A 26,935-nucleotide genomic window follows, 5' to 3' on the forward strand; every position below is an offset into this window, starting at 1 on the left:
CCACGTCCAGGGCTCCCATCCGGCGCCGTGGCCGTCCCAGGGCAAGGACCTGCGTTACTGGTCGATGTGCACGAACCTTACGCTGCCCCCGTACGAGGTGGTGCGGAACCCGCTCCCGGACGGCACGTCGGACTACGGCTGCCGAGCCGACGACCAGACCGGGCTCGACTCCGGCGGACGCTACAGCTACGTCGTCGGCAGGGAGTCGCAGCGACAGGAGATCGAGCGGGTGCCCGGCGTGACGTTCCTGCCGCTCTCGGCCGCCAGGCCAGCCGCGACGCACCGGATCATCCTCCGCAACATGGTCGTGGACGGCGGCTTCGCCGAGGCCGTGCACAACGTGCCGCAGGACGGCGACCCCGCGTCCGCCGCGGCCGTCATGGGCGACCACTACCCGGTCGCGAAGATCTGCTCGCTGGCCGCGCTCTCCGCGAGGGGTCCCGCGGACTGCTGAACCGGCCGCCTGGCACACGGCTGCCACGGCGAGGCACCGGGTCGTCACCGTACGTTTGCGCGCCGCGTCATGGGTTATTTCCTCACGGAGAGATCCATTTCCGAATGGTCTGATAGGCGCAACGTCAGGAGCGCCCCGATTCGAGGAGCCACATGCCGGTCCTGGCCAGGTGCATCGCCGCCGCCCTGCTGGTCGCGCTCGCCGCCTGCGCCAACTCGCCCACCGCACCGTCAACGCCTCTCCCGGCGGCGACACGAACGGCGCCCCCCACGCCGACGACCTCTCCCCCGGCCCCGGCTGCCGCGCCTCAGGCGGCTGACGGGAGCAACCTGGCGTCCTGCGAGGACGCCGACTGCGAGGTCGAGATCCAGGCCGGCGACCAGCTCATGATCGACAAGCGGTTCGGCGTGCGGCGGCTCACCATCAGCTTCCTTCACTCGGACGAGGCCGGGATCACGCTCTCGGGTTCCTCCGGTGGGTTGCGTGTTGAGGGCATGAACGTCAGCGTCAGCGGTAGCTGCGTCAACGGCCACTGCCGCGACGAGGGCAAGCTGTCCCTGACCCCGGCCAAACCTGCCCGCATCAATGACATGCGGCTGGAACTGACCCACCTCGCCGGCGATCGCGCCATTCTTCGCCTTACGCCGAAATGAAGGGTGGGGCACCACAGGGCTGGGCGGCACCGGCCCCTCGGCGGCGCCGAGCCCTTGAGGGGGCGGCGGATCACCGTTCCGGCGTGGCGGGCGGGCAGCAGCCGTCCGAGCACTCCCCGGGCGCGCTGGGCGAGGCGGCGGCGGGTACGGCGCAGCAGGCGTCTCCACGCCAGGCTTCGCGGCCTTCCTTGACCGCGACCGCGGCGATGATCAGGGCGGCGATGGGGTCGGCCCAGGACCAGCCGAAGAGGCTGTTGAGCGCGAGCCCGGCCAGCAGGACTGCGGACAGGTAGGTGCACAGCAGCGTCTGCTTGGAATCGGCCACCGCCGAGGCCGAGCCGAGCTCGCGGCCGGCACGGCGCTGGGCGCGTGACAGGACCGGCATGATGCCCAGCGACAGGGCGGCCAGGATCAGGCCGGGCGTGGAGTGCTCGGCCTGGCCGGCGCCGAGCAGGGCGCGTACGGCGTCGAAGCTCACGTACGCGGCCAGGGCGAAGAAGGAGACCGCGATGACGCGGAGCGCGGTCTTCTCGCGCCGCTCGTGGTCGGCGGCGGAGAACTGCCAGGCCACGGCGGCGGCCGAAGCCACCTCGACGATCGAATCGAGCCCGAACCCGATCAACGCGGCGGAGGAGGCGATGGCGCCCGCGGTGATGGCCACGGCCGCTTCGATCACGTTGTAGGTGATGGTGGCGGCGACCAGCAGCCGGATGCGGCGCTGCAGCCAGGCACGCCGGGCCGGTGCCGGGCCGAGGCCGGGCAGGTTCAGCGCGGTCATGGCATCGCCTCCACTCGGACCTCTTCCACCTGCCCGGAGACGGGGCACAGAGTGACGGCGTGGCCGGTGGCGGCCAGCAATTGCTCGGCGGAGGCCAGCAGGTCCATCAGCTCCGGGCGGGTCAAGGAGTAGAACGACTGGCGGCCCTCGGCACGGTAGCCGACGAGACCGCAGTCGCGCAGGCAGGCCAGATGCTTGGACACCGTCGACTGGGCGAGCCCGAGTTCGGCGGTCAGGTCCACCACTCTTGCCTCGCCGCGGGCCAGGCGCCGCACGATGCGCAGCCGGTTCTCATCGGCCAGCGAGTGGAACAGCGCCGCCGCCGGCGGGATGCCCGCGGCGATGTCGGCGCTCACACATCTGCCACCATCGCCATTAATCGTCATATAGCGATGATAACGCGTTTTCGGCATGACTACCATCCTCGGCCGCGCCCCTCCCGCCGTCGAGGATCTTCGCTGACCGGCACCGGGGCGTCGGCGGTCACCGGACCCGCGCCGCTGTGCCCCGGCACCGTGCGGGCCGAGGACGTCGCGGCACCCATGGCGCGAGCGCCTGCGCGGCCATGGGCCCGCGGCGCTGTGAGATGTGCGCCGCGGGCCGGGCTTCTCAGGGTTCTTCAGAGCCCTATGGCGTCCATCTGATGTTCGGATTGATGCCGCCGGTCCAGTTGAACACGGCCATGTTGTCCCACTGGTCTCCGGTGCCGTTGATATTTGCCGGGTCCCATCCGTTGCCGGCGATGGCGTACCAGGTCGGCTCCCAGTAGAAGACGCCGATCGCTCCTGCGTTGCGAGCGGTGTTCTGGACATGCGTGAACTCGGTCGCCTGTCCCTCCCACGTGGCCGGATACCCGGAGCACGGCTGTGATCCGGTTATCACGTTCGGCTCGCTGTCGGCGTTGTTCCCGGTGAACGGGTAGGCGGTCTCCACGACGACGACCGGCTTGCCGTAGCGCGACTTCACGTCGGCGATGACGTTGTAGAGGCTGGAAAGCGGGCCGTGCCACATGCAGTAGTAGGACAGGGCAGTGATGTCCCACGACACACCCTTGGCCCTGATCCCGTCGTAGAACCAGCGTGCGTTGGCCAGGCTGTCGGCGTTCGCGGTATAGATGATCACCTGGGTGCCGCCGTTACAGGCCTTGATCGCGTTGTAGCCGGCTTTGAGCAGCAGGCTCAGGTTGGTGAAATCGTTGTTGACGACCTTGCCGTCGTTCCAGAGCATCCCGACGTTGATCTCGTTGCCGATCTGCACGCTGTCCGGCGTCGTGCCCTGGGCTTTCAGACTGGTGCAGACGTCGTAGGTGTAGTTGTAGACGTCCGTCTGGAGCTGGCTGATGCCATGACTTGCCCACGCCGCCGGCTTGTACTGCTTGCCGGGATCGGCCCAGGTGTCCGAATAGTGGAAGTCGATCATCAGGCGGAGACCCTTGGCCTTGACCGTCCTGGCGTAGGTGAGGACCTTCGCTTTGTTGTTGTATCCGCTGGCGGGGTTGTTCCAGATGCGCAGGCGGGCATAGTTGACCCCGGCGCCCTTGAGAAGGTCCAGTGGGTCGGCGGCGGTCCCGCCGGCGTTGTAGTACTTGGCCCCGAGGTCCACGCTGCGCTGGAGTGACGAGACGTCGGCGCCGAGCATCGTCAGCGGCGCGGCCGAGGCGGGCGGGGCGGCGAGTACGGCCGCGGGCAGCGTTGCCAGTGTCAGGAGCAGAGTGACCGCGGTCCTCCGCAGGCGGTGCGCGGTCATGACTGCTCCGGTCGATTGACGGCCATTCCGATCTCCTTGATCAAGAAATCGTGGGGGGTGAGAGGTGTCGACACGACTGCCATAACCCTGTGAGCGTTCACAGACCCCCGACACGTCAACTACCTGCGCATTCAGTAGTCGTAGATCTGGTGAGGCCGGTCAAATGGTCCGTGAACGTTCACAGAGTCATCTGACCCATGAGGATAGAGATCAGAGGTCCCCTGGGGAAGAGGCAGTTTTCGTCCGCATTTCTGGAAGATGACCACGGCACCACCGCCTGGCGGCCGCTACTGTCGCATCCATCCCGTACGAGAGGAAAACCCCGGATGCGACGCTTACCTTCCGTTTTCGCAGCCGCGCTCGCCGCGACCTCGCTTCTCCCAGCCCCTGCCCTGGCGCAATCAGCCCGGAGCGGGGAGAGCGCCGCGGCCGCCCACGTGCCGGCGAAGTCGGACGGCGGAAAAGCGATCAGGGGAAAGGCGACCTTCTACGAACTCCAGTCCGGGGGCGGTAACTGCTCATATCCGTCGCCTCCCGCCGGCAACCTCTACGTGGCGCTCTCCCCCGGCGAGTACGCCGCCGCGGCCGCCTGCGGCGGCTACCTGAACGTCACCGGCCCGAGGGGTACCGTCCGGGTCAAGGTCGTCGACCAGTGCCCGGAGTGCCCGGCCGGGCACATCGATCTGAGCCGTACGGCCTTCGCCCGCGTCGCCGACCCCGGCAAGGGCATGACAGGGGTCACCTACCGCCCGGTCCGCAACCCGCGGGTCGGCAGACCGCTCTCCTTCCGCGTCAAGGAGGGGTCGTCGCAGTGGTGGCTGGCCCTGCTGGTCATCGACCACGGCAACCCGCTCACCTCGGTCGAGGTGAAGGCCGCGGGCGGCGCGTGGCGCAAGCTGGCCCGGGCCGACTACAACTATTGGATCGCGGAATCCGGCATGGGCCGGGGCCCCTTCGCCGTGCGGGTGACCGACACCCGCGGCCACCGGGTCACGGCCCGGCGTGTCCGCCTGGCCCCCGCCGTCATCCAGCGCACCACCACGAAGATGTACTGACCCGTCCGCGTCGGGCCACGTCGGCGTATTGGGCGGCCTCGTGGAGGCATTCACGTTCGACGCCGGTGCTGACAGGCCTACTGATCGTCTTGCTGCTGGTGCCGGTGGCCGTGGTCAACATGCCGTCCTGGTAGCGGCTGAGCGCCCACTGCAGGTCGGCGTGGCCTCGGCGGTGTTGCCGTGCGCGGCCGTACACCCGTGGACCTGGGCGCGCAGAATTCGTCAGGGATGCATGGCATCGCGGACTTTGACGGCTCAGCCCCAGGTCATCTCGCCCTTGGCGACCTTGGCGCCGATCTGCGCCGCGATCAGCATGCCGTGGCCGGGGTAGCGGGCCACGAGCGCCTCGGTCAAGGCGGCGCCGTCCGCCGCCTTGGCCAGTTCCTCCTCGAAGGCGACCAGGTACTCCCGGGTGCCGGCGATGGCACTGGCGTCGGCGGGGGCCGCGGGCAGCCGGTGGCCGGGCACGACGAGCCGCGGCTCGAGCGCGGCCATGTCGTCCAGCAGCGCGATCCAGGCGGCACGCTGCTCGGCCTTCGATGTGTCGGCGACCCACACGTGCTCGCCGGCGAAGAGCAGCACGCCGCCGAGGATCGCGCGGTGCCCGGCCTGCCACAGGTAGTGGCGGTCCGGCAGTTCGGCGACGCCGCCCTTGAGCTCGAACCGGTGGTCTTCGAGGGTGATGTCGCCGGTCAACGGGCTGAGGTCGACCAGCCGGGTGGGCAGGTTCGCGCCGGCGGCCGCCCACGCTTTGAGCTTGCCTTCGTAGGAGTGCTGGATGTGGTCGATGACGTGCGGCGTGGCGACCAAGGTGGCCTCGGGGAAGGCGTCGGCGATGACCTCGGCGCCGAAGTAGAAGTCGGGGTCGCCGTGACTGATGAAGACGGTGGTCAGCTGCTTGCCGGAGTCCAGGATCTCGGCGGCCAGCCGGTGGCCGTCGGCGCGGGTGAAGCCGGCGTCGACGAGCAGGGCCTCGTTCTCGCCGGTGACGAGGGTGGCCGTCTTGTTCTTGCTGCCGACGGGGAAGTCCAGGTCGAAGATCTTGAAGTCGAGCGTGCTCATGGGAGCTCCTTTTGAGCGGTTCGGAGAATGGAGGAAGGGAGGATCAGGACGCGTCGCGGGCACGCAGGGCGGACAGGTGCTGGTCCACCTCGTCGACGGTGGCGTGTCCGCTCGCCAGAACGACAGGGTGGTCGCCGCCGAGGGCCAGCAGGGTCGGGTACGCGTCCACGCCCAGCTCGGCCGTCCGGCGGAAGTCGGCCTCGGCCGCGGCGTGCGCCGCCGGCGCCTGGAAGGCGGCGACGACGGCGTCGGCGTCCAGCCCCGCCTCCTCGGCCACCTTCCGATAGGTGTCCGGCTCGGACAAACTGTGCCCATCGACGTAGAAGGCGCGCTGGAGGGCCGCGGCCAGTTCCGCCGCCTGCTCTGGGGCGGCTTGACGCAGGGCGGCCACGCCGCGGGCGGCGGCCTCGGAGTCCATCACGAAGGAGCCGTCGGCGATCAGCCGCTGATATCCCTCGCCGAACTCCGCGCCGGTCAGCAGGCTGATCCTGGCATTGGCGCCCTGTACGTAGCCGAACTCCCGGATCGGCACGCGGCGTGCCCCGGTGAACAGGCCGCCGGAGACCGCCTCGACGGGCAGGTCCGGATGCCTGGCGGCGACCTCCCGCAGCGTGCCGGAGAACCCGTGCGACCAGCCACAATACGCGTCGAAGACATAGACGAGCTTCATGGGGACCTCTGGTTGTCCTTGCGATGCCCGCCGGGTGCGAGCAACTCATCTGAGGCAACAGTATCTGACTCGTCAGATATTTCTACCTCAGCGTGACTCTCGTCACACCAGGGCACGGGATTCCGCTTCGATGCCTCCGGCGCCGCAAACCTCCGGCCACGGATTCAGCGCAGGCGCGGCAGCATGTCCCGGGCCGCGTGGCTGAGGATCCGCAGATCCTCGGCGAAGCGCTCGCGATGGGCCGCGGGAAGCGGTTCCACGAAGTACCGCTTGATGTTCTCGACATGCAGCCGCGCGGCACGCACCGCCGTCTCCTCCCCCAGCGGCGTGAGCCGCACCAGCCGTCCCCGCCGGTCACGGGGATCATCGGCCCGCTCCACCAGGCCCGCCGCCTCCATCCGGTCCATCAACCGCGTCGCGCCCCCCGTGGTGAGCACCTGCTCCTGGCTGATGGCGCGCATCGACAGCCCCGGCCCGCCCGCCCTGCCGAGGATCAGCAGCACCTCGAACATCAGGTGGCTGATCCCGAACTCCTCCTCGATCGCCCGTCCCAGGATGTACTCCAGCCGGTTGGCCGCCCCCTGCAGCCGCCCGAAAGCCAGGATCAGCTCGTCGTCCGCCGCCTCCCTCGCCGTCGAGATCCCCGTCGCGTCACCCACGGCACCGCCCCCTTCTGCTTCGTGCACGAACCTCACTCCGTCGATCATGCCCGGATGCGTAGCGCCGCGGCCACCGGGGCAGGCGTGGAGGGGGCGTCGTGCGTGACGGGCGATCAGCAGCGCGGGCGTGCGGGCATGTCGGGGTCACGCGTCGGCCGGCAGCGCGCTTGAGCCCTCCGGCGCCGGGCATCCCCGGCCTACGGCCTGGAGGAGTGCGTCAACCAGGCTTTCGACCAGTGGTTGCGGGCGCCGCCGCCGGGCGGTGGCCACCCCGATGTACCGGGTGGGACGCGGCGGCCGGATCGGCACGACGGCGAGGTCCGCGGCCGAGTGGTCGAGCGCGACAAGAGGGATCAGCGAGACGCTGACACCGGCGGAGACCAGGGACTGAGCGAAGAAATAGTCACTCGTGACGCCCGCGAACCTGGGCTCGAACCCGGCGCCTTCGGCGTAGCGCCGCAGGAAGGCATCGGTCTTGGTGCAGCCGAGAACCCAGCGCTCGCCGGCGAGCTCGGCCAGGTCGAGCGACTGACGGCCGGCGAGCCGATGCCCTGCCGGCAGGACGGCCGACATGGGGTCCTCCATGAGCGGCGTCCAGTGGAGAGCCGATCGGTCGCCCGACGCGAGCGGAAGGGGGCCGTCGAAGTGGTAGGCGATGGCCAGATCGGCCGTTCCGTCGCGGACGAGCGGGATGCCGTCCTCCGGTTCCCGTTCCAGCACGTTGATCTCCACGTCGGGATGATCGGCGGCGAACGGGCCGAGCGCGCGCGGAAGGAGGTGGCGTCCGCCGCTGCCGAACGTGGCGATCGTGAGCGTGGGGCGGCCGGCCGCGATCCGGTCGATCTGCTCCTGAGCGTGGTGGAGCTCGGCGAAGACGGCCTCGGCGGCCTCGACGAGGAGCCTGCCGGGCTCGGTCAGCACCACTCCCCGGGTGCTCCGCTCGACCACCGGCGCGCCGATCGAGCGTTCCAGGGTGGCGATCTGCTGGGAGACCGCCGAAGGGGTGAACAGCAGCGCGGCGGCCGCCTTGCTGAAGCTGCCCTGCCTGGCCACCTCACGGAGGATGCGGAGCCGCTGCACGTCGATCATTAGTTTTCCTCAAAGCCGGTTAAGCAGATCAGCACTTCTGCTTAGGACCATATCCGCGCAGGCTTGGGTGCCGTGAACAACGTATGCGTCATCGGTGGCAGCCGTTACTTCGGAGTGCGGCTGATCGAGCTGCTCCGCGACGCGGGTGCCCGCGTCACGGTGATCAACCGCGGTTCCGCACCGCCGCCTCCTGGGGTCACCCACCTCGTCGCCGACCGCGACGACGCCGAACGGCTCGGCGCCGCGCTCGGGGACCGCGGGTTCGACGCGGTGATCGACCAGGTCTGCTACACGCCGTACCAGGCCGCGATCGCGTGCCGGGTCTTCGCGGGACGCACCCCGCGGTACGTGATGACCTCGACCATGGAGGTCTACGACCCGGCCACCTCCGGGCTGATCACGCCGGCGGTCCCGGGCGTCCCGGTCACCGAGGAGGCGGTCGATCCCGCCTCCTGGCCGATCCCGTCCGAGCAGCCCTGGCATGATCCGCGGCGGATGGCGGACGTCCTCGGCGAGGCGACGAGCTATGCCGAGGGCAAGCGGCAGGCCGAGGCGGTCTTCGCCGGGGAGAGCGCGTTCGAGTTCGTCACCGTACGCACCGCGCACGTCCTGGGCATCGCAGCGTGGGACTTCACCCGGCGGCTCGGCCACTACGTCGAGCGGATCCTGGCGGGTCACCCCGTCGACGTCCACCGCGACCGGTTCCCGACCTCGTTCATCAACGACGAGGAGATCGCCGACCTGCTGTTCTGGACGGCGGGGGCCGGGTACGCCGGCGCCGTCAACGCCTGCTCCCACGGCGAACTGGACGTGACCGACCTGTGCGACGCCATCGCGGCGGAGACGGGGCGGGCGGCGGACTACCGGCTGGTGGACGGCGCCGAGGCTTCGCCGTTCTCGTTCGACCGCTACTACGCCATGGACAACGGCCGGGCGGCCCGGCTCGGATACGCCTTCTCCACGGCCGCGGACTGGCTGCCGAAGGCCGTCGCCGCCGTGATCGACCTGCGGAAAGGCGCTTGACATGCGTACTCGCCGCATCGGAGACGTCGAGGTGGGCGCGGTGGGACTGGGCGCCATGCCGCTGTCCATCGAGGGGCGGCCCGACGCCGGCAGGGCGGTCGCCACCGTCCACGCCGCTCTGGACGCCGGGGTGACTCTGATCGACACCGCCGACTCCTACCACTGGCACGCGGGCGAGACCGGACACAACGAGGAGCTGATCGCGCGGGCGCTGGCCGCCTACGGCGGCGGCACGAGCTCCGTCCTGGTCGCCACCAAGGGTGGGCGAGGCCGGCCGGGAGACGGCTCCTGGACCGTGACGGGCACGCCCGAGCATCTCAAGCGGGCCTGTGAAGGGTCACTCAAGCGGCTCGGGGTGGACGCCATCGGCCTCTACCAGCTCCACAAGCCGGACCCGGCGGTCCCTTGGGCCGAGTCCGTCGGGGCCCTGCGCGAGCTGCTGGATGAAGGCAAGATCAGGATGGCCGGGCTCTCGAATGTGGACGTCCGCCAGATTCGGGAGGCGCACGGGATCCTCGGCGACCGGCTCGTCTCGGTGCAGAACCGCTACTCGCCGGCCATCCGCGACAGCGACCCGGAGGTGGAACTGTGCCGGCGGCTCGGCATCGCGTTCCTGCCCTGGAGCCCGCTGGGCGGCGTCTCCCGCAGCTCGCTCGACGGTCCCTCCGCGCTGAACCCGGCCCGGACCGCCCTCCCCGCGTTCCACGTGATCGCGGCCGAACGCGGTGTGAGCCCGCAACAGGTATGCCTGGCCTGGCTGCTGGCCCGGTCGCCGATCATCGTGCCCATCCCGGGCGCCAGCCGCCCCGAGACGATCCGTGACTCGGCGGCGGCCGCCGATCTGATGCTCGGCGAGGACGAGCTCGCCCGGCTGAGCACCTGACTAGCATTCGATGACGTTGACGGCGAGGCCGCCGCGCGAGGTCTCCTTGTACTTGTCGAGCATGTCCCGGCCGGTGTCGCGCATCGTTTTGATGGCCTTGTCCAGCGGGACGAAGTGGCGGCCGTCGCCGCGCAGGGCGATGCGGGCGGCGGTGATGGCCTTGATGGAGGCCACCGCGTTGCGTTCGATGCACGGGATCTGCACCAGGCCACCGATCGGATCGCAGGTCAGCCCCAGGTTGTGCTCGATACCGATCTCGGCGGCGTTCTCCACCTGCTCCGGGGTGCCGCCGAGCACCTCGGTCAGCCCGGCGGCGGCCATCGAGCAGGCCGAGCCGACCTCGCCCTGGCAGCCCACCTCGGCACCGGAGATGGAGGCGTTCTCCTTGAAGAGCACGCCGATCGCGGCCGCGGTCAGGAAGAAGCGGATCACCCCGTCGTCGTCCGCGCCCGGGATGAGGCGGATGTAGTACGTCAGCACCGCCGGGATGATGCCCGCCGCACCGTTGGTGGGGGCGGTGACGACCCGGCCGCCGGCGGCGTTCTCCTCGTTGACCGACAGCGCGAACAGCGACACCCAGTCCATCGCCTGCAGCGGATCGGCGCCCGAGGACTCGACCTGCAGGCGGCGGTGCAACTGGTGGGCGCGCCGCCTGACCTTCAGCCCGCCCGGCAGCACGCCTTCCTTGGTGATGCCGCGCCGCACGCATTCCGACATCACCCGCCACAGGTGCAAGATCCCGTCGCGGATGTCCTGCTCGGTGCGGCCGAAGGCCTTCTCGTTCTCCAGCATCAGCCCCGAGATCGACAGCCCGGTGGCAGCGCAGTGTTTGAGCAGTTCCTCGGCGGTGGTGAACGGGTACGGCAGGACGGTGTCGTCCGGCTTGATGCGGTCGGCGCCGGTGGCGTTCTCGTCCACCACGAAGCCGCCGCCCACGGAGTAGTAGATCTTCTCGCGCAGCACCGACCCATCGGCGGCCAGGGCGGTGAAGCGCATGCCGTTGGGGTGCCCGGGCAGGGCGATCTTGCGTTCGAAGACGAGATCCTCGCCGACGACGAAGGGGATCTCGCGCATGCCGTACAGCTGGACGGTTCCCGAGGAGCGCATCTCGGCCAGGCGGGCGTCGATGCCGTCGACGTCGACCAGTTCGGGCTTGTCACCCGACAGGCCCAGCAGGACGGCCTTGTCGCTGCCGTGCCCCTTGCCGGTCAGCCCGAGCGAGCCGTACAGGATCACCTGGACGCGGGCTGAGGGCGCCAGCAGCCCGTCGTCGTGCAGGCCCCGCGCGAACTTGTGCGCGGCGGCCATCGGGCCGCCGGTGTGCGAGCTCGACGGCCCGATGCCGATCTTGAACAGGTCGAAGACACCGATGCTCATGTCACGAATTCCGTCGCGGCGTCGAGGAGCCACTCCGACAGGTAGGCCGCGAAGGACGAGCGGACCAGCACGAGAACGCCGTCGTGCCGGGGCAGCAGCACGACCTGGGCCCGCGCCAGCGTGGTCTGCGCGCATCCGCCCGGGCCGAACACGCTCGGGTGCAGGTCGAGGGCGCACCCGTGGGCCAGCAGATCACGCGCGCGGGGGCCGGCCACGAGCAGGGTGGTGCGCTGGGCCGACACGTCCACGATGGATCCGTGCCGCTCGCCGAGCGCCTTGCGCAGCAGCTCGGGCTGGTAGCCCTCGGGTGCGATCACCAGCCACTCGTCCGGGCCGAGCCAGGCCACGGTGACGCCGGAGGCCGCGGGGACGGCGGTGCAGGGCTCGGTGGGGAGCGGCACTCCCAGGACATCCGCGATGTCCCTGGCCGCCGGGCTCGCCGGATCGACCCGTACGTTGACGTGGGTGAGGAAGGGCAGCTCCGCCAGCCGCAGCCCCTCTTCCCGCGACGCGGCCTCGAACCGGCCGGCGTAGGCCGCGGCCGGGCTCCTGCGCTCAGCCATCACGGCGCGCTCCTTCCGGGTCGTACAGGACGTGGGAGGTGATGGTGACGGGCACCAGCGTGCCGGCGACGGGTGCGTACAGCCGCTCCCCCACACGGCCCTGCCCGCCCCTCACCAGGGCGAGGGCGAAGGTGCGGCCCAGGGCGGCGCTGCGGTAGCTGGACGTCACGTGGCCGAGCATGGGGACGGGGGGCTCCGGCAGCGTGGCCGTGGAGACCAGGTGGGTTCCCTCGGGCAGCAGGAGCTCCGGGTCCTCCGGCAGCAGCCCGACGAGCTGCTTGCGGTCCGCCCGCGCGGTGTCGGCCCGTGCGAAGGAGCGCTTGCCGATGAAGTCGGGCTTCTTCTTCGACACCACCCAGGACATGCCCAGGTCGTGCGGGGTGACGGTGCCGTCGGTGTCCTGGCCGACGATGGGATAGCCCTTCTCGGCACGCAGCACGTGCATGGTCTCGGTGCCGTACGGGGTCACGAGGCCGGTGTCCATGATGGCCGTCCACAGGCGCAGGCCGTCCCAGGAGGTCACGTTGATCTCGTACGCCAGCTCGCCGGAGAAGCTGATCCGGCACACCCGCGCCGGGATCCCGGCCACCTCCGCGTCCCGCCAGGTCATGAACGGGAAGTCGGCCGCGCCCACCGCCAGCCCGGGCGCGAGCCCGGCGAGCACCTCGCGCGACCTCGGGCCGACGAGCGCGACGGTGGCCCACTGCTCGGTGACGGACGTGCAGTGGACCCGCAGCCACGGCCACTCGGTCTGCAGCCACTCCTCCATCCAGTCGAGCACGGCGGCCGCGTTGCCCGTCGTGGTGGTGACGAGGAAATGGTCGTCGGCCAGGCGGATGACCGTGCCGTCGTCGAAGACCATCCCGTCGGGCCGGCACATCACGCCGTAGCGGATGGAGCCGACCTTCAGCGAGCTCATCAGGTTGGTGTAGAGCCGGTCCAGGAACTCCCCCGCGTCGGGCCCGATCACGTCGATCTTGCCCAGCGTGGAGGCGTCCATCGCCGCCGCGCTCTCGCGCGCGGCCCGGCACTCGCGCAGCACCGCGGCCTCCATGTCCTCGCCGGGGCGCGGGTAGTACCAGGGACGCTGCCACTGCCCGACGTTCTCGAACAGCGCGCCACCCGCGACGTGCCACTCGTGCAGCGCCGTCACCCTGATCGGGTCGTGCAGCGCGCCGCGGTCGCGACCGGCCAGCGCCGCGAAGCTCACGGGCAGGTACGGCGCCCGGAACGTGGTGGTGCCCAGCTCGGCCACCGAGGCCCCCACGGCGTGGGCCACGACCGCGGAGGTGAGCAGCCCGGAGGTCTTGCCCTGGTCGTGGGCCGTCCCCGCGGTGGTGTAGCGCTTGATGTGCTCGACGGAGCGCAGCCCGGCACCGGTCGCCCGGTGGATGTCGGCCACGGTCACGTCCCGCTGGAGGTCCACGAAGTGCGCCGAGTAGTCGGTCCCGGGGACCAGCCAGTACGCCAGTGCGGTGGCCGCCTCCGGCCGCTCCGCCGCCCGCGGCGCCTCCGTGGCGTGCTGCGCGGTCGTCTCCTGGGGGGAGCGCCCGGCGGGCGAAGGGGACGCGACTTCGCCCGGCGGCACCGCCTGTGGAGAGCGGGCCGCGGTCGCGGCGCGGAGGCCGGCGGCGGTGCCGCCGGCCAGGCAACCGGGCAGCGTGAACACGCCTCCGGCCGCACCCGCCGCCTCGGCCGCCTGGCGGGAGGCGTCCGGTACGAGCGTGCCGAGCGCCTCGTCGTAGCGCAGCGTGCCGCCCGACTGGCTGAACAGGTGCACGACCGGATTCCACCCGCCGGACACGAGCAGCAGGTCGGCGTCGATCGAGCGCTCGCGTGAGACGCCCCCGTCGCCGGCTTCACCGGCCACGACGGAGGAGAGCTGCCCGTCGCCCCGGGCGGCCGTCACCACATGCCCGCTCAGGAGTTCGATGCCGCGCTCGCGTGCCATGGCGGCCCACCGCTCGCCCGGGGCGGTCCGCACGTCCACGATGGCCGCCACCTCGACGCCCGCCTCCGACAGGTCCAGGGCGGCGGCGTAGGCGCTGTCGTTCGCGGTGAACACCACCGCCCGGCGGCCCGGCAGCACGCCGTAGCGGTTGACGTAGGTGCGGGCCGCGCCGGCCAGCATCACGCCGGGCAGGTCGTTGCCGGCGAAGGCGATCGGCCGCTCGTGCGCGCCGGTGGCGAGCACCACCTGCCGCGCCCTGACGCGCCAGACCCGCTCGCGCGCCACGTGCGCGGGGGCCGCCGCGCCGAGATGGTTGGTCCGCCGCTCGACGGCGACCAGGTAGTTGTCGTCGTAGTAGCCGAAGACGGTGGTGCGCCGCAGCACCCGCACCTCGGGCAGCCCTTCCAGGTGGGCCGCGGTCGCGGCGGCCCACTCGGCGCCGGGCGCGCCGTCCACCTCGTCCGGCGACCCGAGGAGGGCGCCGCCCGGCTCGGGCTGCTCGTCGGCGAGGATGACCCGTGCGCCGGCGTCGGCGGCGGCGCGGGCCGCGGCCAGCCCCGCCGGGCCGGCGCCGACCACCAGGACGTCGCAGTGCGCGTGGACGGCGTCGTAGCGGGCCGGGTCCGGCTCGGCGGCCAGCCGCCCCTGCCCGGCCAGGCTCCTCGCGACCAGGCCGTCGTACAGCTCGACCGTGGTGGCGGGGAGCATCGGCTCCGGGAACGGCTCCTCGATCTGGACGACGGCGTTGGGCTCCTCGCTGCCGGCGGAGAACACGCCGCGCGGACGGCCCAGCTTGACGCTCGTGGCGACCTGGCGTACGCCGCCGGCCAGCAGCGCGGAGGCGAGCGTGTCACCGGGGTGGCCGGTGTACTCCCGCCCGTCGAACCGGAAGCGCAGGACGCGGGAGCGGTCGATCCGGCCGCCGCTCTCCCGCCTCATGAGGCCACCGGCCGCGGCTCGCCGGCGCGGTAGACGGCGTGGAGCTCGTTGGTCGCGGTGTCGCGCAGGGCGTTGAACCAGCGGCGGCAGCCGGCGGAGTGGCTCCAGCGCTCGGCGAACACGCCCTTGGGGTTGTCGCGGAAGAACAGGTAGCGGGCCCACTCCTCGTCGGAGAGCGCGGCCGGGTTCTCCGGGTAGGCGACGTGGGCCTGCCCGCCGTAGTGGAACTCGGCCTCTTCACGAGGGCCGCACCATGGGCAAGGGATCAGCATCATGTGACGTCCTCAGTGGGCGACCGCGGCGGCGCCGTGCTCGTCGACGAGCGCCCCGGTGACGAATCGGTCAAGGGAGAAGGGAGCGGCCAGGGGGTGCGGGTCGTCGTGGGCCACCGTGTGGGCGAAGCACCAGCCCACGCCGGGGGTGGCCTTGAACCCGCCGGTGCCCCACCCGCAGTTGAGGTACAGGCCGTCGACCGGGGTCAGGCCGATGATCGGCGAGGCGTCCGGCGTGACGTCCACGACGCCGCCCCAGGTACGCAGCACGTGCGCGCGGGCGAAGACCGGGAACAGCTCCAGAGCCGCGGCCATCTGCCGCTCGATGATGTGGAAGGCGCCGCGCTGGCGGTAGGAGTTGGCCGCGTCGATGCCCGCGCCCATCACCAGCTCTCCCTTGTGGGCCTGGCTGACGTACACGTGGACGGCGTTGGACATGACGACCGTCGGGTGCACGGGCTCCAGCAGCTCGGAGACCAGCGCCTGCAGCGGGTGGCTCTGCAACGGCAGGTCGATGCCGGCCGTGGCGGCGACGACCGAGGTGTGGCCGGCGGCGCACAGCGCCACCCGGCCCGCCGCTATCGCGCCCCGGGTGGTGTCCACCCCGGTGACCCGGCCGTCGCTCACCCGAAGCCCGGTGACCTCGCAGTTCTCGATGAACTCGACGCCGAGCGCGGCCGCGGCCCGGGCGTACCCCCACGCGACGTAGTCGTGCTTGGCGATGCCCGCGCGCGGCTGGTAGGTCGCGCCGAGCACGGGGTAGCGGACGTCCGGGGAGACGTTGACGATCGGGCAGACCTCTTTCACCTGCGCTGGATCCAGCCATTCGGCGTCGACGCCGTTGAGCCGGTTGGCCTCCACCCGGCGCACGCTGTCGCGGACGTCCTGGAGGCTGTGCGCGAGGTTGAGCACGCCGCGCTGGCTGAACAGCAGCGGATAGCCGAGGTCCTCCTCCAGCCCTTCCCAGAGCTTGAGCGCGTGCTCGTAGATGCCCGCGCTCTCGTCCCACAGGTAGTTGGATCTGATGATGGTGGTGTTGCGGGCCATGTTGCCGCCGGCCAGCCAGCCGCGCTCCAGGACCGCGACGTTGGTGATGCCGTGGTTCTTGGCCAGGTAGTAGGCGGTGGCCAGGCCGTGGCCGCCCGCGCCGACGATCACCACGTCGTAGGCGGCCTTGGGCTCGGCGGCGCTCCACAGCCGGTCGGGGTGGTCGGGCAGGTCGGCTCCGGGGGGACGCGGGCTCATCGGGCCTCTCCGTAGAGGGGGTGCTTGCCGGCGAGGGCTTCGACCCTGCCGCGCAGGAACGAAAGATCGGCGCCGGAGGTCAGGGCGCCCGCGATGATGTCGGCGACCTCCCTGAAGTCGCCGGCGGCGAATCCGCGCGTGGCCAGGGCCGGAGTGCCGATCCGCAGCCCGGAGGTGACCATCGGCGGGCGCGGGTCGAACGGCACGGCGTTGCGGTTGACCGTGATGCCCGCGGCGTGCAGCCGGTCCTCGGCCTGCTTCCCGTCCAGCTCGGAGTCGCGCAGGTCCACCAGGACGAGGTGGACGTCGGTGCCTCCGGTGAGCACCTTGACCCCGGCGGCGACGGCGTCGGCGGCCAGCAGCCGTTCGGCGAGGATCCGGGCGCCCTCCAGCGTGCGCCGCTGCCGCTCACGGAATTCCTCCCCCGCCGCGATCTTGAACGCGACGGCCTTGGCGGCGATGACGTGCTCCAGCGGCCCGCCCTGCTGGCCGGGGAACACCGAGGAGTTGATCTTCTTGGCGAGGTCCTCGGTGGACAGGATGACGCCGCCGCGCGGGCCGCCGAGGGTCTTGTGCGTGGTGGTGGTGACCACGTGGGCGTGCGGCACCGGCGAGGGGTGCAGGCCGGCCGCGACCAGGCCGGCGAAGTGCGCCATGTCGACCATGAGGTAGGCGCCGGCCTCGTCGGCGATCCGGCGGAAGGCCGCGAAGTCGAGCTGCCGGGGGTAGGCCGACCAGCCGGCGATGATCAGCTTCGGCCGGTGTTCGCGGGCCAGCCGCTCGACCTCGTCCATGTCGACCAGGTGGTCGCTCTCGCGCACGTGGTAGGCGACGACGTTGTAGAGGCGTCCGGAGAAGTTGATGCGCATGCCGTGCGTGAGGTGGCCGCCGTGGGCCAGGTCGAGGCCGAGGATGGTGTCGCCGGGCTCCAGCAGCGCGGCCATGGCCGCGGCGTTGGCCTGGGCGCCGGAGTGCGGCTGCACGTTGGCCGCCGCCGCGCCGAACAGCGCCTTGACCCGGTCGGCGGCGAGCCGCTCGACCACGTCGACGTGCTCGCAGCCGCCGTAGTAGCGCCTGCCGGGGTAGCCCTCGGCGTACTTGTTGGTCAGCACCGAGCCCTGGGCGGCCATGACGGCCATGGGCGCGAAGTTCTCCGACGCGATCATCTCCAGCGTCGAGCGCTGCCGGCCCAGCTCCGCCTCGATCGCGGCGTGGACTTCCGGGTCCACGACGTCCAGCGGGGTGTCGATCATGTGACGTCCTCTCCTAACCGCGCAGCCGGGTCATCGCCGGGTCGAACAGGGGCTCCTCGGCCACCACGGCCTTGACGCGCCGGTCGAAGTAGCCGATGTGGACGGTCTGGCCCGGGGTGGCGAGGGAGGCGGGCAGCCACGCGTAGGCGATGGCCTTGCCGATCGTGTGCCCGTAGGCGGCGCTGGTGACGTGGCCGACCGCGCGGTCGCCGTCGTACACCGGCTCCCTGCCCATGACGACCTCGTCGGTGAGCAGGCAGGAGAGCCGGCGGGTGACCGACTCCTTGCGGGCGAGCAGCGCGTCGCGGCCGATGAAGTCGCCCTTGTCCAGCTTGACCGCGAACCCGAGCCCGGCCTCGTACGGGTCGTGCTCGAACGTCATGTCCGTGCCGAAAGAGCGGTACCCCTTCTCCAGCCGCAGGCTGGTGAAGGCGCCGCGGCCGGCGGCGATGACGCCCCCTGGGAGCCGGTCCCGGCCCGCCCCCCAGAGGGTGTCCCACAGCTTGAGGCCGAGGTCGGCGGTGGTGTAGATCTCCCAGCCGAGTTCGCCGACGTAGGACAGGCGGAGCATGGTGACGGGCACGTTGCCGATGTAGGCACGGGTGCCGCGGAAGTAGCGCAGCGCGGTCAGGTCGGCGGTGGTGAGCGGCTGCACGAGCTCGCGCGCCTTGGGCCCCCAGACGCCGACGCAGCAGGTGCCGGGGGTGATGTCGCGCAGGTACACGTCGGCGGGGCGGTGCCGGTCGAGCCAGTCGAGGTCGAGGTTGCCGTTGGCGCCGACCTGGAAGTGCTGCGGGCCGAGGCGGGCCACGGTGACGTCGCTGCGGATGCCGCCGTCGGTGTCGAGCAGCAGGCAGTACGTCACGGAGCCGACCGACTTGTCCACGTCACCGGTGGTGAGGCGCTGCAGGAAGGCGACGGCTCCCGGGCCGCTGACCTCCAGCCGCTTGAGCGCGGTCATGTCGTACATGGCGACGGACTCGCGGGTGGCCTGTGCCTCCGCGCCGACGATCGGCGACCAGTAGCGGGCCGCCCAGTCGCCGGGGGCGGGGATCTCACGGCCCCGCAGCAGCGGCTCGTTCGCGCCGTACCACTGCGGGCGCTCCCAGCCCGACGCCTCCAGGAAGAGCGCGCCGAGCTCCTGCTGACGGGGGTGGAAGGGGCTGGTACGCAGCGGGCGGGGGTGCTCCATCGGCTGGAGCGGGTGGATGATGTCGTAGACCTCGACGTAGTTCTGGCAGCCGCGGGCCAGCACGTAGTCGGGCGCGATCTGGTGCGGCTCGAACCTGTTGACGTCGCACTCGTGCAGGTCGAACGACGTGCAGTGGCCGTCGACGAGCCACTCGGCCATCGCCCGGCCTACTCCGGCGGAGTGGGTGACCCAGACCGCCTCGGCCACCCAGAAGCCCTCGACCTCGCGCGACTGGCCCATCAGCGGCAGGTGGTCCGTGGTGAAGGAGAACAGCCCGTTGATGCCCTCCTCGACCTTGGCCGAGCGGGTGGACGGGAGCAGGCTCTGGGTTTCCGACCAGGCGCCGGCGAAGTCGTCGGGGGTGAAGGTGAGCACCGAGGGCATGACCTCGGCGGCGTCGACGGACAGGATGTCGTCGGAGCTGATCGGCATGGGGCGGTGGCCGTAGTAGCCGATGCCGAGGGTGTCGAAGCGCTCGCGGTAGTACAGGTCGGCGTCCTGGTGGCGGAGGATGGGCCGCGAGGCTTCGACGGTCTGGCCGGCCAGGTCGGGCACCTGCCCCGTCCAGGCGAGCTGGTGGGCGAGCGGGGTGAGCGGGAGCTCCATGCCGACCATGCGGGCGACCCGCGGGCCCCAGATCCCGGCGCAGCACACCACGATGTCGGCGGGGATCTCGCCCTGGCCGGTCACCACCGCGGCGACCCGGCCGCCCTCGGTCCTGACGTCCAGCACCTCGTGCCGGGGCAGCACCCGCACGCCGCGCTCGCGGGCGCGGGAGAGCTGCGCGTCGACCGCCTTGACAGCCTTGGCCAGGCCGTCGGTGGGGATGTACAGCCCGCCGAGCACCTTGTCGCGGTCGAGGAGGGAGTGCATGGCCACGCACTCCTCGGGCGAGAGCAAGCGGGCCTCGACCCCCCAGGAGGCGGCCCAGCCCTGCCGGCGGCGCAGCTCGGCGAGCCGCTCCGGGGTGGTGGCCACTTCGAGCCCGCCGACCTGGAGGAAGCTGTCCAGCTCGACGAACTTCTCGACGGTGTAACGGGCCATCTCGGTCATGGTCTTCGAGCCGTTGATCTGGAACACCAGACCGGGGGCATGGGAGGAGGATCCGCCGGTGGCGGGTACGTCTCCCTGGTCGACGACGGTGACGTCGGTCCAGCCGCGGGCGGACAGCTCGTCGGCGAGAGCCGCGCCGACGACGCCCGCGCCGATGATGACGACGCTCTGGCCCGTCATAGCCACCTCCGTTGTTGCGACATATGCAACCAAGCGCACTTTCCGCAACAAGCGTCGCTCGCCGCGTTCCGGGTGTCAAGAGTGCGTTCTGTCTTATTCAGTGCGGTTTTACGGTCTCTCTGGACACGCGCGCGCCCGGCCCGATCGAGACGTCGACCGGGCCGGGCGCAAGGGAGGATCTCAGCTACTGGGCAGCCAGACCTTGACCTTGTCGGGGTTGTCGGCCACCCACTTGGCGGCCGCCTCGTCGGCCGTCATCTTGTCCTCGGCGATGTACTTCGCCACCAGGTTCTGGTCGTCGTTCGTCCAGGAGAAGTTCTTGACCAGGGTGTAGGCGGGGCTGCCCGAGTCGGCGAACTTCTTGCTCACGATCTTGTCGAGCTCGTACGGGGGATAGTCGCACGCCACCTTCTCCGGATCGGCGTCGCAGCCCTCCTTGTAGGCGGGCAGGTTGACCTTGACCAGCCTGAGCTCGGACAGGAACCACTGCGGCTCGTAGAAGTAGCCCAGGATCGGCTTCTGCTGCTTCTCCGACTGACGGAAGGCGGTGATGAGCGCGGTCTCGCTGCCCGCGTACACGACCTTGTAGTCGAGCTTGAGGTTCTTCACCAGGGCCTCGTCGTTGGTGACGAACGAGGGATCGCCGTCGAGGAGCTGGCCCTTGCCGCCGGACTCCGAGGTCTTGAACAGGGAGGCGTACTTGTTGAGGTTGTTGCCGTCGGTGATGTCGGGATACTTCTTGGCCATCCACGGCGCCACGTACCAGCCGATGATGCCCTTGTTGCCGGTCGGCCCGGCGGACACGGCGACCTTCTGGTCCTCGATGTACTTCTTCTTGAGGTCGTCGTGAGCCCAGTTCTCGACGACCGCGTCGACCTCGCCGGTGCCGAAGCCCTGCCAGGCCACCTCCTCCTTCAGGTCCTTCTTGACCACCTTGCAGCCGAGCTGCTTCTCGGCGACGTACGCGATCACCGCGGCGTTGGCCTCGTAGCCGACCCACGGGTTGATCGCGATATTGACGGTGCCGCAGGCCTTCGCGCCACCGCTCGCGGCGGGCTGGGCCTCACCGACCTTCGCCCCTCCGCACGCGGTGAGCAGGAGGCCTGCGCCGGTCATGAGCGCGGCGGCCCGCACTTTGCCGCTCCTGGTAACTGACACTGGTCCTCCTGTGTTTCTCCCGGCCGGCGGCCGGTGTAGTTCACTTCTCATGGGATCCGCCGTGCGCCGCCCGGTCGGCCCGCTGCGTGGCGGCCCGCATGACGCGGTCGAGCACGATGCCGAGCACGACGATCGCGAGCCCGGCGGCCAGCCCCTTGCCCCGCAGCTGGTGCTGCGAGAATCCGGCCACGACGTCGTAGCCGAGCGCTCCCGCGCCGACCAGGCCGCCGACGACCACCATGGCCAGCACGTAGCAAAGTCCCTGGCTGGCCGCCAGGGTCACGGCTCCTCGTGCCATCGGCAGCTGCACCTTGGAGATGAGCTGCCAGGTGCTCGCCCCCGCCGAGGTGGCGGCCTCGACGGTGGTCGCGGAGACGGCCCTGATGCCCTCGGCGACCAGCTTGATCGCGATGGGTGCCGCGTACACCACGGCCGCGATGATCGCGGTGAACCGCGTCGGGCCGAACAGGCCGAGGATCGGCACCAGGTAGACGAAGGCCGGCATGGTCTGACCGGCGTCCAGGACGGGCCGGAGCACCATGTCGGCCCGGTCGCTGCGGCCCATCCACACCCCGGCCACCATGCCGAGCAGCATGACCAGGACGGTCGCGACGAGCGTCGAGGCGAGCGTGACCATGCTGTCCTGCCACAGCCCGAGCACCACCAGCAGCAACAGGCCGGCCGCGGTGACCAGCGCGGCTCGCGCGCTGCCCGCCAGCAGGGCGACGGCCACGGCCACGGCGGTGATGAGCCACCAGGGAGAGCCGGTCAGCAGTGCCTGGAACGGGTTGAGCAGAGCGTTGGTGAGCAGGTTCTTGACGGCGTCGGTGTAGGTGGCCAGATTGTCCTGCACCCACAGGCTGGCGGCGTCGGCGGCGCGGCGCACGTACGAGCCGAGGTTGGCGTCGATGGGGAACTCCGCCGCCCACACGTAGGTGTAGGAGAGGTAGCCCAGCACGGCGGCGACGCCGAGTGCGCCCGCCACCTCCAGGCGGCGTCCCCGCACCGTGCGGAGCCGCCCGGCCCGGCGCGCGGTCTCCACGCGGCGGCTGGCCGCCGAGGTCACCCGGTCGAGCACCACCGCCATGATCACGATGGCCAGCCCGGCGTTGAACGCGGTCCCGACGTCGAGCGTCTGCAGCGCCTTCAGGACCGTCTGGCCCAGGCCGGGCGCGTCGATGAGCGCCGCGATGGTGGCCATGGAAAGGGCGGCCATGATGGTCTGATTCACGCCGACGATGATCGTCTGCCTGGCCATGGGCAGCCGTACGTGCCGCAGCGCCTGGGCGGACGTGGCGCCGAGCGAGGCGCCGGCCTCCAGCGTGTCGGGCGAGACCTGCCGGATGCCGTGCGCGGTGATCCGGATGGCCGGCGGGATCGCGTAGACCATCGTGGCGACCGTCGCGCTGGCGGGGCCGATGAGGAAGAACAGGGTGAGCGGCGCCAGGTAGACGAACGTCGGCATGGTCTGCATGAAGTCGAGCACCGGGGTGATCAGCCGGTGGAAGCGGTCGCTCAGTCCCGCCCACACGCCGAGCGGAATGCCGACGGCCAGCGACAGCGCCACCGCCGTCAGCGTGAGCGCCAGCGTGTCCATGCTCTCCTGCCAGAGGCCGAGCACGCCGAAGGAGAGGAACCCGGCGGCGGTCAGCAGCGCGACCCTCAGGTTGCCGTACAGCCAGGCGACCGCGGTGGCCAGTCCGACCACGCCGAGCCAGCCGAGCACGGGAAGGGGCCGGCCCAGGGCCGGCTGGCTGATGAGGGCCTGGACGAATGTCACGGCCTCGTCGAGGAAGAGCCGGATGTAGTTGATGAAGTAGAGGAAGATCGGGTTGCTGTTGCGGCCGTCGTCGATGGCGTCCATGGCCGTGCTGAGCCCGGTGTGCAGCGGCGTCAGCTCGGCTCCGCCGAGCGGCAGCGTGTCCCGCCCGTTCAGCAGCGCCCAGCCCGCCGCCCAGAACGCGATCACGAGGGCGACCAAGTACCTGCGGGCGGGCAGCCTGGCGGTGAAGGCGCTGGTCACGGAGGCGGTCGTCATCGGTGCTGTCCTCCGGCGATCACCTCGAGCATCTCGGCGCTGGTGACCACGCCCAGCAGGCTCCCGCCGTCGGTGACGCGCACCGGCCGGTCGGCGGAGAGCACCGCGTGGACGGCGTCCCGGATGACCACGTCGGGACCGAGCTCCGGCCCGTCGAGCGGCTCGTCGGGCTGGGGCGGGCGCATGATCCACCGGAGCGTCAGCACGTCCGAGCGCGGGATGTCGCTGACGAAGTCCCTGACGTAGTCGTCGGCCGGCGCCCCCACCACCTGGTCCGGCGTGCCCACCTGGACGAGCTCCCCGTCGCGCATGATGAGGATCCGGTCGCCGAGTTTGAGCGCCTCGCTGAGGTCGTGGGTGATGAAGACCATCGTCTTGCCCACCTCGTGGTGCAGCCGGATGACCTCGTTCTGCATCTCGCGCCGGATCAGCGGGTCCAGCGCGGAGAACGGCTCGTCGAACAGCAGCACCTCGGGGTCGGCCGCGAGCGCCCGGGCCAGGCCGACGCGCTGCTGCATGCCGCCGGAGAGCTGGTCGGGGTAGGAGTTCTCGAAGCCCTCGAGTCCGACCAGGCCGACCACTTCGCGGGCCCGCGTGTACCGGTCCTGCTTGGCGACCCCGCGGATCTCCAGCCCGAAGGCGACGTTGTCGAGCACGCACCGGTGCGGCAGCAGGCCGAAGTGCTGGAAGACCATGGCCATGCGGTGCCTGCGCAGCTCGCGCAGCCGGCGGTCGTCGGCCTTGCGCACGTCCTCGCCGTCGAGCAGGACCTCACCGGCGGTGGGCTCGATCAGCCGCGTCAGGCAGCGGACGAGGGTGGACTTGCCCGAGCCGGACAGTCCCATGACGACGAACACCTCGCCCCGGCGCACCTCGAAGGAGACGTCGCGGACGGCGGCGACGCAGCCGGTCTGCTCCTTGAGCTCCTGGCGCGTGAGCGTGCTTCCGACGACGCTCTCGGCCTTCGGGCCGAACACCTTCCACAGTCCCCGCACGGACAGGATGGGAGGGGCGTCGACGTCGAGTCCACTACGTTCGGCCACTGACGGCACGGTCATGACTACCTCTTGGTCGTCGGAGCGTCAGTTCGCTGGGAACCACCGCTGGGGGCGCGGGCGGGTGTTCTGCCACACATGCTTGATCTCGCGATATTCGTCCAGGCCGGCCGGGCCGAGCTCGCGGCCGATGCCCGACTGCTTGAAGCCACCCCACTCGGCCTGGGGAACGTAGGGGTGGTAGTCGTTGATCCACACGGTGCCGTGCCGCAGCCGTCCCGCCACCCGCTGCGCCCGGCCGGCATCTTGGGTCCAGACGGCGCCCGCCAGGCCGTACTCGGTGTCGTTGGCCAGGTGGACGGCCTCGTCCTCGGTGGTGAAGCGCTCCACGGTGAGCACGGGGCCGAACGACTCCTCGCGGACCACGCGCATGCCCTGCTTGCACTCGTCCAGCACGGTGGGCCGGTAGAAGAAGCCGGGCCCGTCGAGCCGGGCTCCCCCGCAGCGCAGGACGGCGCCCTCGGCCAGCCCCGCCGCCACGTACTCCTCGACCTTGGCCAGGTGCGCGGCGGAGATGAGCGGGCCGGTGTGGGCCTCGGGATCATCCGGCCCGCCCAGCCGGATCAGCTCGGCCCGGCGGACGACCTCGTCGGCGAACGCGTCGTGCAGCGAGTCCTCCACCAGCAGCCGGGCCCCGGCCGAGCAGACCTGGCCGGAGTGCAGGAACACGGCGGTGAGCGCGAAGTCGACCGCGGTCTCGAAGTCCGCGTCGGCGAAGACGATGTTGGGGTTCTTGCCGCCGAGCTCCAGCGCCACCCGCTTGACCGTGGCGGCCGCCGCGGCCATGATCCGCCGCCCGGTGCCCACGCCGCCGGTGAACGACACCAGGTCGACGTCCGGGTGCTCGGCGAGCGGCGCGCCCGCCGCGGGTCCGGCGCCCAGGACCAGGTTCGCGACGCCCGCGGGCAGGCCGGCCTCCTCCAGCGCGCGGATCAGCAGGATCGCGGTGCTCGGGGTCAGCTCACTGGGCTTGAGCACGAAGGTGTTGCCGGCCGCGAGCGCGGGCGCCACCTTCCAGGTGGCCTGCAGCAGCGGGTAGTTCCACGGCGTGATCAGGCCGCACACGCCCACCGGCTCGTAGACGACGCGGCTGATCGCGTCCTCGCGCCCCGTGTCGATCACGCGGCCGGCGTCGGTGCCCGCGACGCCGGCGAAGTAACGCAGGCACGCGACGGAGTCGTCGACGTCGTACTCGCTCTCCACCAGGCGCTTGCCGGTGTCGCCGGACTCGGCGCGGGCGAACGCCGCACGGTCGCGCTCCAGCAGGCCGGCCACCCTGGACAACAGGGCGCCGCGCTCGCGGGCGGGGGTGGCAGGCCATGGGCCGCGGTCGAAGGCCTGCCTGGCAGCCCGGATCGCGGCCACGGTGTCGGTCGCGCCGGCTTCTGCGACCGTGGTAACGAGACTGCCGTCGGCGGGCGAGTGAATGCCGCGTTGTCCACCGTCGGCCGGCTTGGTCCACGTGCCGCCGATATAGAGATCGGTCATCGGCACACCTTTGATCGTTGCGTATGGCGCAAGTCAATGCTGATTGAGGAACAGGATTGACCGCTCCCACGGATTCGTCAAGGGCTGATGGAAATCACTTGACGAACCGCCTAGCTGTTATTTGCGCTGCGCCGCGACCTGGCCCCTTGACTGAGCGCGTTCCGGGAGACACTCTGTTGCGTATAAATCACCATATAGCGCCATACGCAACACTAGGGGGTGCGGTGTCTCCTCGGCCCGATCCTGGACGCGAGTTCATCCTCACGGTCTCCTGCACCGACAAGCCAGGCATCGTGTACGCGGTGACCAGCTTCCTGGTGCAGCACGGCGGCAACATGCTGCAGAGCAAGCAGTTCAACGACCGCAGGGGCGGCGGCTTCTTCATGCGCGTGCACTTCACGGCCCAGCACGGGCTGGAGGAACTGCGCGCCGGCTTCGCCTACGTCGCCGGCTCCTTCCAGATGACCTGGCGGCTCAACGACGCCTCGACCCCCACCAGGTCGCTCATCATGGTGTCGAAGTTCGGCCACTGCGTGAACGACCTGCTCTACCGCCGCCAGGTGGGCGGGCTGAACATCGAGATCCCCGCGATCGTCTCCAACCACCCCGACCTGGAGCCCCTCGCGGCCTCCTACGGCGTGCCGTTCCACCACGTGCCGGTCACCTCCGCGACCAAGGCCGAGGCGGAGGCGAGGACGCTGGAACTCGTCGAGGAGTACGACGCGGACCTCGTGGTGCTCGCCCGCTACATGCAGATCCTCTCCGACGACATGTGCAAACGCCTGGAAGGCCGGGCCATCAACATCCACCACTCGTTCCTGCCGGGGTTCAAGGGCGCCAAGCCGTACCACCAGGCGCACGAGCGCGGGGTGAAGCTCATCGGCGCGACCGCGCACTACGTCACGGCGGACCTCGACGAGGGCCCGATCATCGAGCAGGACGTCGCCCGGGTGGACCACGAACTCGACCCCGACGACCTGAGCGCGGCGGGCCGGGACGTCGAGGCGCAGGTGCTGGCCCGTGCGGTGAAGTGGCACAGCGAGCATCGCGTGCTGCTCAACGGCGACCGCACGGTCGTCTTCCGCTGAGGAACACGATC

Annotated in this window: 24 protein-coding genes; 6 read left to right on the forward strand and 18 right to left on the reverse strand. The window is 70.9% G+C overall.

Annotated features, from left to right (window positions below):
* Positions 1-64: 64 nt before the first annotated feature.
* Complete coding sequence (locus ACIBX3_RS52840) at positions 65-454, forward strand: hypothetical protein (protein ID WP_397128365.1); 390 nt, start codon at positions 65-67, stop codon at positions 452-454.
* A gap of 152 nt (positions 455-606) precedes the next feature.
* Entirely contained in the window at positions 607-1,107 is a 501-nt protein-coding gene (locus ACIBX3_RS52845) for a hypothetical protein (RefSeq protein ID WP_397128366.1), read from the forward strand.
* 70 nt (positions 1,108-1,177) lie between these two features.
* On the opposite strand, the gene ACIBX3_RS52850 is transcribed toward ACIBX3_RS52845, so the two are convergent.
* The 3 genes from ACIBX3_RS52850 to ACIBX3_RS52860 form a co-directional block, all read right to left on the reverse strand.
* Positions 1,178-1,885 (reverse strand): cation transporter, encoded by a 708-nt coding sequence (locus ACIBX3_RS52850; protein ID WP_397128367.1) that lies wholly within the window; start codon positions 1,883-1,885, stop codon positions 1,178-1,180.
* On the reverse strand, positions 1,882-2,271 hold the full coding sequence (locus ACIBX3_RS52855) for an ArsR/SmtB family transcription factor (protein WP_397128368.1): 390 nt from the start codon (positions 2,269-2,271) through the stop codon (positions 1,882-1,884). The genes ACIBX3_RS52850 and ACIBX3_RS52855 overlap by 4 nt, the downstream gene beginning before the upstream one ends.
* Positions 2,272-2,512: 241 nt before the next feature.
* Positions 2,513-3,631: an arabinogalactan endo-beta-1,4-galactanase gene (locus ACIBX3_RS52860; RefSeq protein WP_397128369.1), complete on the reverse strand. Its 1,119-nt coding sequence runs from the start codon at positions 3,629-3,631 to the stop codon at positions 2,513-2,515.
* A 326-nt stretch (positions 3,632-3,957) separates the two neighbouring features.
* Between ACIBX3_RS52860 and ACIBX3_RS52865 the strand changes: the two genes are divergently transcribed.
* The gene (locus ACIBX3_RS52865) at positions 3,958-4,686 is read left to right on the forward strand and encodes an expansin EXLX1 family cellulose-binding protein (RefSeq protein WP_397128370.1); all 729 of its coding nucleotides are present in this window, start codon (positions 3,958-3,960) and stop codon (positions 4,684-4,686) included.
* A gap of 255 nt (positions 4,687-4,941) precedes the next feature.
* On the opposite strand, the gene ACIBX3_RS52870 is transcribed toward ACIBX3_RS52865, so the two are convergent.
* The 4 genes from ACIBX3_RS52870 to ACIBX3_RS52885 form a co-directional block, all read right to left on the reverse strand.
* Positions 4,942-5,748 carry an MBL fold metallo-hydrolase gene (locus tag ACIBX3_RS52870; protein WP_397128371.1) on the reverse strand — a complete coding sequence of 269 codons (807 nt, stop codon included), beginning with the start codon at positions 5,746-5,748 and terminating at the stop codon, positions 4,942-4,944.
* 43 nt (positions 5,749-5,791) lie between these two features.
* On the reverse strand, positions 5,792-6,418 hold the full coding sequence (locus tag ACIBX3_RS52875; RefSeq protein WP_397128372.1) for a DsbA family protein: 627 nt from the start codon (positions 6,416-6,418) through the stop codon (positions 5,792-5,794).
* Positions 6,419-6,582: 164 nt separating this feature from the next.
* Entirely contained in the window at positions 6,583-7,125 is a 543-nt protein-coding gene (locus tag ACIBX3_RS52880) for a MarR family winged helix-turn-helix transcriptional regulator (protein ID WP_397128373.1), read from the reverse strand.
* A 96-nt stretch (positions 7,126-7,221) separates the two neighbouring features.
* A complete protein-coding gene (locus ACIBX3_RS52885; RefSeq protein WP_397128374.1) occupies positions 7,222-8,166 on the reverse strand; it encodes a LysR family transcriptional regulator in 945 nt (314 codons plus the stop codon).
* 72 nt (positions 8,167-8,238) lie between these two features.
* On the opposite strand from ACIBX3_RS52885, the gene ACIBX3_RS52890 reads away from it, so the two are divergent.
* Together ACIBX3_RS52890 and ACIBX3_RS52895 are read left to right on the forward strand one after the other, a co-directional pair.
* Complete coding sequence (locus ACIBX3_RS52890; protein ID WP_397128375.1) at positions 8,239-9,189, forward strand: reductase; 951 nt, start codon at positions 8,239-8,241, stop codon at positions 9,187-9,189.
* A 1-nt stretch (position 9,190) separates the two neighbouring features.
* Entirely contained in the window at positions 9,191-10,072 is an 882-nt protein-coding gene (locus ACIBX3_RS52895; RefSeq protein WP_397128376.1) for an aldo/keto reductase, read from the forward strand.
* Here ACIBX3_RS52895 and ACIBX3_RS52900 read toward each other — a convergent pair whose 3' ends face one another.
* The 11 genes from ACIBX3_RS52900 to ACIBX3_RS52950 all read right to left on the reverse strand — a co-directional run bounded on the left by ACIBX3_RS52900 (position 10,073) and on the right by ACIBX3_RS52950 (position 25,836).
* Positions 10,073-11,449: an L-serine ammonia-lyase gene (locus tag ACIBX3_RS52900; protein ID WP_397128377.1), complete on the reverse strand. Its 1,377-nt coding sequence runs from the start codon at positions 11,447-11,449 to the stop codon at positions 10,073-10,075.
* On the reverse strand, positions 11,446-12,012 hold the full coding sequence (locus tag ACIBX3_RS52905; RefSeq protein WP_397128378.1) for a sarcosine oxidase subunit gamma: 567 nt from the start codon (positions 12,010-12,012) through the stop codon (positions 11,446-11,448). The genes ACIBX3_RS52900 and ACIBX3_RS52905 overlap by 4 nt, the downstream gene beginning before the upstream one ends.
* The gene (locus ACIBX3_RS52910) at positions 12,005-14,902 is read right to left on the reverse strand and encodes a sarcosine oxidase subunit alpha family protein (RefSeq protein ID WP_397128379.1); all 2,898 of its coding nucleotides are present in this window, start codon (positions 14,900-14,902) and stop codon (positions 12,005-12,007) included. Before ACIBX3_RS52910 ends, ACIBX3_RS52905 begins: the two co-directional genes overlap by 8 nt.
* The gene (locus ACIBX3_RS52915; RefSeq protein WP_397128380.1) at positions 14,899-15,177 is read right to left on the reverse strand and encodes a sarcosine oxidase subunit delta; all 279 of its coding nucleotides are present in this window, start codon (positions 15,175-15,177) and stop codon (positions 14,899-14,901) included. Before ACIBX3_RS52915 ends, ACIBX3_RS52910 begins: the two co-directional genes overlap by 4 nt.
* Positions 15,178-15,186: 9 nt before the next feature.
* On the reverse strand, positions 15,187-16,419 hold the full coding sequence (locus tag ACIBX3_RS52920) for a sarcosine oxidase subunit beta family protein (RefSeq protein WP_397128381.1): 1,233 nt from the start codon (positions 16,417-16,419) through the stop codon (positions 15,187-15,189).
* Complete coding sequence (glyA, locus tag ACIBX3_RS52925) at positions 16,416-17,672, reverse strand: serine hydroxymethyltransferase (RefSeq protein ID WP_397128382.1); 1,257 nt, start codon at positions 17,670-17,672, stop codon at positions 16,416-16,418. Before glyA ends, ACIBX3_RS52920 begins: the two co-directional genes overlap by 4 nt.
* 13 nt (positions 17,673-17,685) lie before the next feature.
* On the reverse strand, positions 17,686-20,097 hold the full coding sequence (locus tag ACIBX3_RS52930) for an FAD-dependent oxidoreductase (protein ID WP_397128383.1): 2,412 nt from the start codon (positions 20,095-20,097) through the stop codon (positions 17,686-17,688).
* Positions 20,098-20,277: 180 nt separating this feature from the next.
* Positions 20,278-21,255: an ABC transporter substrate-binding protein gene (locus tag ACIBX3_RS52935; protein ID WP_397128384.1), complete on the reverse strand. Its 978-nt coding sequence runs from the start codon at positions 21,253-21,255 to the stop codon at positions 20,278-20,280.
* Positions 21,256-21,295: 40 nt separating this feature from the next.
* On the reverse strand, positions 21,296-23,293 hold the full coding sequence (locus ACIBX3_RS52940) for an ABC transporter permease (RefSeq protein ID WP_397128385.1): 1,998 nt from the start codon (positions 23,291-23,293) through the stop codon (positions 21,296-21,298).
* Positions 23,290-24,351 (reverse strand): glycine betaine/L-proline ABC transporter ATP-binding protein, encoded by a 1,062-nt coding sequence (locus tag ACIBX3_RS52945; protein ID WP_397128386.1) that lies wholly within the window; start codon positions 24,349-24,351, stop codon positions 23,290-23,292. The genes ACIBX3_RS52940 and ACIBX3_RS52945 overlap by 4 nt, the downstream gene beginning before the upstream one ends.
* 24 nt (positions 24,352-24,375) lie before the next feature.
* Positions 24,376-25,836, reverse strand: a complete 1,461-nt coding sequence (locus tag ACIBX3_RS52950) for an aldehyde dehydrogenase family protein (RefSeq protein ID WP_397128387.1) — start codon at positions 25,834-25,836, stop codon at positions 24,376-24,378.
* A 224-nt stretch (positions 25,837-26,060) separates the two neighbouring features.
* Here ACIBX3_RS52950 and purU point away from each other — a divergent pair, with 224 nt between their 5' ends.
* Entirely contained in the window at positions 26,061-26,924 is an 864-nt protein-coding gene (gene purU / locus ACIBX3_RS52955) for a formyltetrahydrofolate deformylase (protein WP_397128388.1), read from the forward strand.
* Positions 26,925-26,935 lie beyond the last annotated feature (11 nt).

Origin of the sequence: Nonomuraea sp. NPDC049480 (genome assembly GCF_044465905.1) — a bacterium.
Taxonomy (GTDB): Bacteria; Actinomycetota; Actinomycetes; order Streptosporangiales; family Streptosporangiaceae; genus Nonomuraea.

Coding starts and splice junctions, on each gene's coding strand:
- ACIBX3_RS52840 (WP_397128365.1), top strand. CDS start 65: ATGTGCACGAACCTTACGCTGCCCCCGTACGAGGTGGTGCGGAACCCG.
- ACIBX3_RS52940 (WP_397128385.1), bottom strand. CDS start 23,293: ATGACGACCGCCTCCGTGACCAGCGCCTTCACCGCCAGGCTGCCCGCC.
- ACIBX3_RS52930 (WP_397128383.1), bottom strand. CDS start 20,097: ATGACGGGCCAGAGCGTCGTCATCATCGGCGCGGGCGTCGTCGGCGCG.
- ACIBX3_RS52905 (WP_397128378.1), bottom strand. CDS start 12,012: ATGGCTGAGCGCAGGAGCCCGGCCGCGGCCTACGCCGGCCGGTTCGAG.
- ACIBX3_RS52910 (WP_397128379.1), bottom strand. CDS start 14,902: ATGAGGCGGGAGAGCGGCGGCCGGATCGACCGCTCCCGCGTCCTGCGC.
- ACIBX3_RS52855 (WP_397128368.1), bottom strand. CDS start 2,271: ATGACGATTAATGGCGATGGTGGCAGATGTGTGAGCGCCGACATCGCC.
- ACIBX3_RS52845 (WP_397128366.1), top strand. CDS start 607: ATGCCGGTCCTGGCCAGGTGCATCGCCGCCGCCCTGCTGGTCGCGCTC.
- ACIBX3_RS52870 (WP_397128371.1), bottom strand. CDS start 5,748: ATGAGCACGCTCGACTTCAAGATCTTCGACCTGGACTTCCCCGTCGGC.
- ACIBX3_RS52880 (WP_397128373.1), bottom strand. CDS start 7,125: ATGATCGACGGAGTGAGGTTCGTGCACGAAGCAGAAGGGGGCGGTGCC.
- ACIBX3_RS52895 (WP_397128376.1), top strand. CDS start 9,191: ATGCGTACTCGCCGCATCGGAGACGTCGAGGTGGGCGCGGTGGGACTG.
- ACIBX3_RS52945 (WP_397128386.1), bottom strand. CDS start 24,351: ATGACCGTGCCGTCAGTGGCCGAACGTAGTGGACTCGACGTCGACGCC.
- ACIBX3_RS52915 (WP_397128380.1), bottom strand. CDS start 15,177: ATGATGCTGATCCCTTGCCCATGGTGCGGCCCTCGTGAAGAGGCCGAG.
- glyA (WP_397128382.1), bottom strand. CDS start 17,672: ATGATCGACACCCCGCTGGACGTCGTGGACCCGGAAGTCCACGCCGCG.
- ACIBX3_RS52950 (WP_397128387.1), bottom strand. CDS start 25,836: ATGACCGATCTCTATATCGGCGGCACGTGGACCAAGCCGGCCGACGGT.
- ACIBX3_RS52860 (WP_397128369.1), bottom strand. CDS start 3,631: ATGACCGCGCACCGCCTGCGGAGGACCGCGGTCACTCTGCTCCTGACA.
- ACIBX3_RS52920 (WP_397128381.1), bottom strand. CDS start 16,419: ATGAGCCCGCGTCCCCCCGGAGCCGACCTGCCCGACCACCCCGACCGG.
- ACIBX3_RS52875 (WP_397128372.1), bottom strand. CDS start 6,418: ATGAAGCTCGTCTATGTCTTCGACGCGTATTGTGGCTGGTCGCACGGG.
- ACIBX3_RS52850 (WP_397128367.1), bottom strand. CDS start 1,885: ATGACCGCGCTGAACCTGCCCGGCCTCGGCCCGGCACCGGCCCGGCGT.
- ACIBX3_RS52865 (WP_397128370.1), top strand. CDS start 3,958: ATGCGACGCTTACCTTCCGTTTTCGCAGCCGCGCTCGCCGCGACCTCG.
- ACIBX3_RS52885 (WP_397128374.1), bottom strand. CDS start 8,166: ATGATCGACGTGCAGCGGCTCCGCATCCTCCGTGAGGTGGCCAGGCAG.
- ACIBX3_RS52900 (WP_397128377.1), bottom strand. CDS start 11,449: ATGAGCATCGGTGTCTTCGACCTGTTCAAGATCGGCATCGGGCCGTCG.